Source organism: Alteromonas sp. IB21, assembly GCF_016405965.1.
GTDB lineage: Bacteria > Pseudomonadota > Gammaproteobacteria > Enterobacterales > Alteromonadaceae > Alteromonas.
The window spans coordinates 39,548-48,153 of record NZ_JAEFCD010000036.1 but is presented as its reverse complement, the minus strand read 5'-3'; the positions used below and the strand labels follow the sequence as shown (position 1 = coordinate 48,153).

Genomic DNA, 8,606 nt, shown 5'->3' with positions numbered 1-8,606 from the left:
GTAGACGGGGCTTGGGCCGCAGGCACATGAAATTAAATTCGTGGGGATCCCTCAGACTCTGACCCCAATATTCAAAGTAATACACATTGCTCCCATTAATTGCATTGAAGTAAATAAAGTTCTACTACCAACTGCTTATAGAAATTAGATCGAGATCAGACTACATTTGAAAGATGTTAAATCAATGTTAAGTGCGTTTGATGAAGTATTTATTGATGGCGGCTATCGCTGGGTTAAGCAGTTTGGCGGCACATTGGGTCACTGATAATAATTGGATAGCTTCTGGCATTACTTTTGTCAGTGCTCTAGTTGGGGCGTATTTTGTTTATAGCGTGTCTGATAAAAAGGTAATAGAAAATGACAGCGCATCAATAAAGTTAGATGTAACTAATCTTAAAAATAACGATGCTACGAAGGTGAGTCATGCTGTAAGTAACATTGCTATAGGCGGCGCCTCTATTTCGTTTTTCCTCGAACAATTATCAAAAGCCTTTAATGAACAGGTCGCAAATATTGGTGAAATGAGCGGGCGACTTCAGCACTTAGAAACTTCATCAAGCTCGTTAGATGAGCTTGCAAAGAATGCCTATGCATCAATGAGTGAGTCTGACGAAAAAACACAATTAGGTAGTTCGTCTTTAAAAGAAGTGTTGAAGCAGCAACAGCAGCTCGTAAAGAATATAAATGCGTCCTCAGAAGCATTAACTATTTTAAAAAGTAGGGCTGAGGGTATCAGTACTATTACCAATACAATTAATCAGTTGGCCGATCAAACAAATATGCTGGCGTTAAATGCCGCTATTGAAGCGGCAAGAGCGGGTGAACAGGGAAGAGGCTTCGCCGTTGTTGCGGATGAGGTAAGAGAATTAGCAAAAAAAACAACAGATGCCACATCAGGAATTGAAAGCTTGCTGAAAGATATGAACACGAGCAGTCAAGCCGCGGTCGAGACAATGCAAACTGTGCTTAATTCTAGTGACGATATGAATGTGCAGTTACAAGAAAGTGAAAATGCCATCTCTCATTCAAGCTCATTATCTACGCAAGCTCGCGAATCAATGGGCGCTATGCAAGGCATGGTAGAGAGTAATACTGAACACAGTGCAGGTATTAGTGCCAATATATTACAGCTACATAGCACGACGGAAAATCTAGAGCGAGATCTCAATGATGTAGCAACACGAGCGCTCGCGTTGAGCAGCCAAGCAGAAGATATATTCAGACTGTTGGAGAGTTTCGATGTAAACGACAGGAATAGTGAGGTAAGGGATATCGCGATATCAACAGCAGAAAAAATAGGTAAGCGCTTCGAACAAGCAATATCAAACGGTGAGATATCCGAGTCACAATTGTTTAGTTTTGATTATACACCGATGCCAAACACCAACCCCGAGAAGCACACTACTCCTTTTGATAGCTTCACTGACAAGGCGCTTCCTGAGTTGCAGGAGCCCATATTAGATAATTACATCTATATTATTTACGCTGGAGCAGTAGATAAGAATGGCTATTTTCCTACTCACAATAAAAAGTTTAGCCAGCCCCTTACCGGTGATTACGAAACCGACTTAGCGAATAATCGCACGAAACGTATATTTAGCGATAAAACGGGAAGTCGTTGTGGTAGTAATACCTCTACTTTTTTACTCCAGACATATAAACGGGATACCGGTGAGATAATGCACGATCTATCAGCGCCTATTTATGTTAAAGGTAAGCACTGGGGCGGGTTTCGTATCGGTTATAAAGCACAAGAGTTATAATCTTTTTAGATTTACGACTGTAAGGTTAATTCACCTATGTTTGCCTAAGTGACTGAGTTATGTGTCGGAACACTTGTTTGAAAAATAATACTCATCTAATGAATATCCTTGCTCTGCCATTGTGGGTTGGCATATTTTTAAGAAAAGAGACCTTTCTTCATCACTCCATTCCGCACTCGCTAAGCTTTTAATCGGACGAATAGATAAATTCTTTGTTTCCGGTTTGTTTGTTGAGAACTTTTCAGAAATTTTAACTTCCAATTTAATATCAAGGCCTAACAAACAAGCAAGCTTTGAGGCTGCAGAGCGAGGACTATTAGCGATGTGATACTGGTCTAACTCTACATACCAATTTCGTGTTTTAAGGATGCTTGACATCTTGAGCTTGATGGCTGTCCATTCTGAAAAACACTTGACCCATCCTTCAAGGTGTTGCTGAAAACTCATTGTTGGGAACTTGTCCATTCTTGAAATAACATTTTCAATGGCTCTTCTTTTACAAAATACTATTTTTGCTTTTGGAAAAGCATAAAGTGCTAGATCAAGCATTGAGATCATTAATTTCCCGGGGGTTTTATCGATGAAAAATGAATTCATGTATGTAGTTGAGAAGGCGCCTCTTATTAGTTTAATTAGTTCTGCTTTTACGTAGCTTTTAGGAAAGGAAGAAAGAGCCATCCCATTAATTTGGCTTGCTCTACTGTTATAGAAGTTTTTATTCAGTTGCGTCTCTATGTCGGCAAATGCTGTAATAATATGTGTCTCACTAGAGTGTTTTGAATGGAGAACTTCTCGTAGAGTATTAGCCGCTATAGACGTACCAGAGCGAGGAGAACCAACTACAAAAACTGGGGTTGGCAATCTATCTACGAACTGAATACAACCGTAAATTAGAATTTCTGCAGCACTTTCTAGACTTGTAACTTTGAAGTGAATATCTTTACGCTCACTGTTTAGCGGAATTCTAATTAGTCCTTCGTTTATCGCAACCGTTTTAATAGCCCATTTCTCTGAATAAATGTGAAGGTTTAAATCGACATCCTTATCATGATTAATCTGACAAGAGAAGAAATGTTCAGCAGATTCAACACCGATGAGTGGTTTTTCTATAAAGTCCTCTGTAATGTTTGGACTGTCGATCTCGATAAAATAAGCTATTGAATTCAAATGAAGCTCTTTTTTATGGCTGTTCAATAATCGTATGATAAATGAAGAAAAAAGACAAAACTACAATGCGATAACAAGATATGCCATAGCTTGTTAGAACGTTAATCAATGGGATTTTGAAAATTAGAATGCAAAACAATAGTTACAGGAAACTTAACTGCTTTGATACGTACCAAAAGATTGAAGAGGCTGTCGCAAATAAGACCCCAATGTCTTTAATTCGTTTGGGAGATGGTGAAGGTGCATTGATGGGATATCCTGAAATAACGAATAGAAATGCCATCAACAGGAGTTTTAAAGTATGGTTTGGAAGTAAGGTAGTTAGTGATGAGGAAGCTAATTTCATCGCAGACCGCATACGAAACGCAGTAAAAAATGCTGATATAGTGGGTATACCTCGGGATAAGCAAATTCTAAGGCATCCCTATTATCAAGCTGTTTTTGACTCATTACAACATTATGATTTAGTGAATGAAAAACAAATTTTTACAGATGCCGCAATTCATCGCTATCTACAATTTTGTCTCCTATTCAGGAAGCTATTAAATGGAGAAAAGTTTTTAGGTTTAATAACACCTAGAGATGTTTGCGAGGAACTGAGACAAAATTTTCACGTTAAAAATATAAAGCATCACCCTATCCAGGGTGAGGCTAGGTTTGCTGGGGATCAGTTAACGCCGCATTTTCCTGAAGGCTTTTTACAAACTTCAGAAAACATTGACCCTCCCTATAGAGGTGCAATTTATCTAGTTGGTGCTGGGGGACTCGGAAAAGTATACTGCCAAATAATTAAAGAAAGAGGAGGAATAGCGCTAGACGTAGGCGCGCTCTTCGACGCATGGGCAGAAGTTAAGTCGAGGCTTGTCCATCCCGCGCACAGTATATTATGTTACAAGGAAATCCCTTCAATTTCATGCGAAGAGGCATTCACACGATTTAATGATTTGTGCGATCATTTCTCTCTAGACACAGAGAGACTGGACATCTCTAAGTACAAAGCACACAGAAATACCATGTGGTAATATACTTTGATAGCTATTTAACTGGAAACCGCGTGAGTAAGAAACTAGTTTTTCATATAGGTCATGGTAAGACGGGCACTTCGTCCATACAAAAGTACCTGATGTCTCATTCAAAAACTGAAGAGAGTGATTTTTTATATCCTGAGACAACGAGAGATGAGAGTGACGCTCATCATCGACTCTTCAACGCAACACCTGATGAATACAAATCACTTTATTATGAAATTGAAAATGCCTCACAAAAAAATATCGTAGTAAGTTCTGAGTCTGGCTTACCAAATATGCGAAACTTTTCGGAGCGTGGAGATTACAAATATCAATTCTTTCAAGCTTTGTCGAACATAGCAGACGTTTATGTGGTGTACTATGTTCGGAATCATTTTGAAATAATAGAGTCAGCGTTTTTACAATACTTGCAGATGAACAACTCTTCTTTATATGACGCGCTGAACTCTGGTAATTCCGAAATGATATTAAGTGCAAGAAAGCTTTTAGTTAAGTTATATTTTAACGATGATATAAAGCCACAGGATTGGTTAAAGACAGCGCCAACGAGGCAGTTTGATTATTCAGCAAATTTGTCTGAGTTTTGGTGTGATATTTATGGCCGCCAATCGATGCTAACCAAAGTTTACAACAAACGTGTATTAGCAGAGGGAGACATAATAAGTGACTTCAAACGTTTACTCCCGTTTGGCTTTGCCTCTAAAGAGTCTTTGTTAAAGTCAAAAGCTGAGAATATTACGACAGTTTATAACTTTTTCCCTCGCCTTTTTCTCATCGATGAAGATGTGCGTACTCGTATAAAAAACACCTTTAAAAAGAGCGCGGTTGACTACGCAAAGTCGTATTTGAAAGATGATGAGGCAGAGCTTTTTCTAGATGGTTTCGATTAGATAGATTTAAAAGGGCTATACAAGGGGGGACACCTTGTTAAGCAAATTTGAGAGCACTCAGTTAATTAAGGATGAGCAGTAAACACTAGATAACGCTTTTGTCCTGTAGATATGCGTGATAGAGAAGAATATGCAACGACATGTGCAAATGGTATTATTACATTTCATGATTGGTTCAAGCTTCCAGGACACTTATAGTCAGTAATCATCTACTTGCTGGGGTTCAGCCATGAACCTTTTTCCATTACCAAACTTGAAATATATCTGAAGTTTTCAATGAACAACATACCTGCTTCAATGCTTAGCGCACCAGAAAAAACTATCCTTTCTTTTCCCAATATCGAAGCATCGAAGTTTATAAAGCTCATAGCGGATTGTACTTTAGACAACGTTAGTCTGAACCTTAACACAAGCCCGCAAAACTTTGTTGCCGGTTTGAAACCGGCTAATTACGTAAATGTCGGGATTGTGTTAGCAGACCCTGCAACACGCCTATGGAAAGCGTTCTGTGCTTTTAAAAGCGACCCTTCTTTTCAGCAGAGTTTTGGAGAGTTTTATAGAGATAAGAATAGAATTGAACTCTACTACCGTACATTTAAAAACATGCCTATTGAAAAAATTGGCTTTGTAGGCATATATGAAGCCTTTTATCATTCAATTTTACTCAGTGAGCAGTGGCATTTGTCTCAGCTCACACGCATCCAGTACGGGCATTTACTACAAAGCGAATTTGCATATAACAATGGCGACACCTTAAATAAATTACTCGGTGAAGAAACACTCAGTGAAATAAGAGAGCTCTACGCTAATGATTATATGATTTATAGCGAAGCTAAGCGCGTCTTCAATAAAAGGTGGGAGCGTTATTCTAAAAGGGCGGCTATGAATGTTCATGAAGGCAAGCAAATTTATGTCCATGTCGGACCACCTAAGACGGGTACATCAGCACTTCAGTCGTGGCTCAATAGGTCTACACAATCTCTCGAAAAATTAGGTATATTCTATCCTCCTCATAAGATTGATAAAAATGGTGTTAGTTCTGGAAACTTCGAAAATTTTGTTACATTTGCTGAAGATGGAAAGGGTTTTTTTGATGATGACAAAGCTACCGCTATTATTAACAAGTTTAATGAAAGCAATTTCAGAACATTACTTATTTCATCGGAGCACTTTTTTTATTACTTGTTGTGGTTTTTTAGTCGGTTACCGTCGTCGAAATATATTTTTTATATAAGACACCCCATTTCAAGTTTGGAGTCAGGCTTTCATCAAGAAGTAAAGCGGCATGGCAGAACCGCTGATTTCTCAGTTCCCCAAAAAATAACTTTTACTAATTTGTCTATTATATCGAATTTAGCTCGGGCATTTGGAGTTGACATCGTATATCGCTATTATGGAGACAAGTCGTTCGAGGGAGGGTCGCTTTACAGTGACTTCAGCTGCTGTTTTGAAGAGTTTATTCCGCCGCCCAAGTTGGAAAAGCGCTTGAACACTCAATATTCTGCTGGCGCGCTACAATTGATGCGCTTCGCAAACACTTTTGCAGAGAAATGGCTGTTACGTGAACTTGATTTCTTTTTGCAAAAAGAAAGCGAAAATAGAGAAAATTTTTCCCTTCTATCTTCAAGCGATGTGGCAGAACTAAAACATGCGCTTAAAGAAAGCGCAATGAAGGTTCTCTCTGCAGAAAAAAACTTGGATGAAAACAAATTTAACGCCTTACTTGCGAGTTTCGATCATTTGCCGTTTTACAATGAAAGTGAAACTGTCAAAGATCTTAAGTTTGTTTTGGATAGGCTGAAAAATAAGCGTTTAGATTTGGCCCTGGCCTTAAATAAACAAATTTCACATAAAGCACATGATATAGATGATTCTAGGTTATATAAAATCATACGTTCTCATACGGCTCCCAGTGCTTATGAGTATTACAAGAATAAATTAAATGAAATTTTGCCTAAGTTACTTCGACGTCTGAAAAATAAGTAACCTAGACATATAGCTTAAGTATTTTTTGTAGCTCTTGTTGTTCTTTTTTAAGTGAATACTTTCTTACAATTCTTTGTCCAATATATTTTTTTACAGTGGATACAGAGTGGTGTGAGCTTAACGCGCGTAAAATGGCGCTTTTTATATCATCGACTTCATAATCAGGAATAATTAAGTTAGCGCATGGGTGATAATATTCATTGTTGGCTATGCAATAGGGAACTACAGCGAAATTACTATAGTGCATGGCTTCCAAACTAGGAAGAAAAAAACCTTCTGAAATATTGGGAAGTGCCAAAGTCACTCTTGAAGAAGACATTGCGCTTAGTACGTCTATCCTTTCTTTTTTTGCGTCATGAAGTATTGTTTTTATGCCTTTGCCATTGGCCCATTCTAAAATTTCATGGCCAAGTTCTGGTTGCTTGCTAGCGAGAATGTATAAATCAGAACTTTTTCGGTTTTTTAGGTGTGGTAAATAGATCCCCATATTAATAGTGTGACAAGGGCCATTGGCAAAAGGAAGTATTGCATTTTTCACTGAGTTAGAGACGCATAGTCTTACCGCTGGTTTTTCTAGATATTCGAAAAGTGGGAGTTGTCTATCAGCATGGCGAACATGCTGAATTAGATTAAAGATGTTATTGTGTTTAGCGCCTGAGTCCATGTAAGCTTTCCAGTCCATGCCTGCCAGCATAACTATGTCTGCATCTTGAGGCTTGTAGTGTTCTTGGAAAGTGACATTTTCCAAGTTTTTAAAAAGGTCTGGACACGTGCTTGCTTCGCCTTCAGTGAAAAGCAGCGGCTGGTAGTTGCTCGCTATAAAATGGTGAATGTAATCTTTTACCTTCTGATGACCGCCAGTATAACTGTAATATTTTCGATAAAATGAAACTGTTTTTTTTTCCATGAAAAAATAAAGCCAAAGCCTTAGCAAAATGAATCTAGAATTTAAATTATACAGAAATACTACCCCAAATAGCACGCTGTCATAACATGTCACACAATACTTTTCCGTTACCCAACCTTTTTATTCCTGGCGTCCAAAAAGCCGGAACAACAGCTTTAGCTTCTTTTTTATCTCAGCATGAAGACATTTGCTTGGTTGATAACAAAGAAGCTCACGTTTTTGATGCTCCTGAGCTTTTGAGAACTAAAGATAAAAAAGCATTTATCGAACAGGCATACATGCGTAAGCTGGGACATTATAAAGGTGAACGCTATATTTTAGACGCGACACCAATAACTATGCTGCATCCAACATTTGTTAAAGAGTGTGCTGGGGCATGCCCCAACGCAATGCATGTTGTAATGCTAAGAGATCCTGTCGAGCGTGCAATTTCGCATTACGCTATGTCTAAGAAGAAAGGTCGAGAAGACCTTGAGCCACTAGCTGCGTTTTGGAGCGAGCGCCAGCGAATGATTGGTTTTTACGAGAACCTTCCAACAAGCGAATTTAAAAGTGAGTACCGCGACCATTCTTATTTGATAAGAGGAAGATATAAGCGGCAATTGAGAACGCTTTATCGGTTCTTTCCCAAAAACAATGTTAAGGTCATTACTCAAGAATGCTTATTGAACAAGCATACTGAAACCCTTGAAGATATATTCGACTTTCTATCGCTTCCACAACAGACCATAAAAGATGAAAGAGTTTTCGCTTCAAATCAATCTGTTCATGTGCCTAGATGGGCGAGAATGTTAATGTATTTTTATTTTTTAGTCTCAGATAGGTAGCGGGGGAATACATCGACCACAGACTGTGGCCGATGTAA

The 8,606-nt window shown here is 38.4% G+C and carries 7 protein-coding genes; 5 read left to right on the top strand and 2 right to left on the bottom strand.

Annotated features, from left to right (window positions below; translation table 11 throughout):
• Positions 1–200: 200 nt before the first annotated feature.
• A complete protein-coding gene (locus JC525_RS18485) occupies positions 201–1,763 on the top strand; it encodes a methyl-accepting chemotaxis protein (protein WP_198817438.1) in 1,563 nt (520 codons plus the stop codon).
• A 57-nt stretch (positions 1,764–1,820) separates the two neighbouring features.
• On the opposite strand, the gene JC525_RS18480 is transcribed toward JC525_RS18485, so the two are convergent.
• Entirely contained in the window at positions 1,821–2,930 is a 1,110-nt protein-coding gene (locus JC525_RS18480; RefSeq protein ID WP_198817436.1) for a sulfotransferase, read from the bottom strand.
• Between the two features lie 128 nt (positions 2,931–3,058).
• Between JC525_RS18480 and JC525_RS18475 the strand changes: the two genes are divergently transcribed.
• The 3 genes from JC525_RS18475 to JC525_RS18465 all read left to right on the top strand — a co-directional run bounded on the left by JC525_RS18475 (position 3,059) and on the right by JC525_RS18465 (position 6,834).
• Positions 3,059–3,952, top strand: coding sequence for a GT-D fold domain-containing protein (locus JC525_RS18475; protein ID WP_198817428.1), 894 nt, complete (start codon positions 3,059–3,061; stop codon positions 3,950–3,952).
• Positions 3,953–3,984: 32 nt separating this feature from the next.
• Positions 3,985–4,848 carry a hypothetical protein gene (locus JC525_RS18470; RefSeq protein ID WP_198817427.1) on the top strand — a complete coding sequence of 288 codons (864 nt, stop codon included), beginning with the start codon at positions 3,985–3,987 and terminating at the stop codon, positions 4,846–4,848.
• Positions 4,849–5,124: 276 nt separating this feature from the next.
• Positions 5,125–6,834 (top strand): hypothetical protein, encoded by a 1,710-nt coding sequence (locus JC525_RS18465; RefSeq protein ID WP_198817425.1) that lies wholly within the window; start codon positions 5,125–5,127, stop codon positions 6,832–6,834.
• A 1-nt stretch (position 6,835) separates the two neighbouring features.
• On the opposite strand, the gene JC525_RS18460 is transcribed toward JC525_RS18465, so the two are convergent.
• Positions 6,836–7,741 (bottom strand): glycosyltransferase, encoded by a 906-nt coding sequence (locus JC525_RS18460; RefSeq protein WP_198817423.1) that lies wholly within the window; start codon positions 7,739–7,741, stop codon positions 6,836–6,838.
• An 86-nt stretch (positions 7,742–7,827) separates the two neighbouring features.
• Here JC525_RS18460 and JC525_RS18455 point away from each other — a divergent pair, with 86 nt between their 5' ends.
• Entirely contained in the window at positions 7,828–8,568 is a 741-nt protein-coding gene (locus JC525_RS18455) for a sulfotransferase family protein (protein ID WP_198817421.1), read from the top strand.
• Positions 8,569–8,606: the final 38 nt, after the last annotated feature.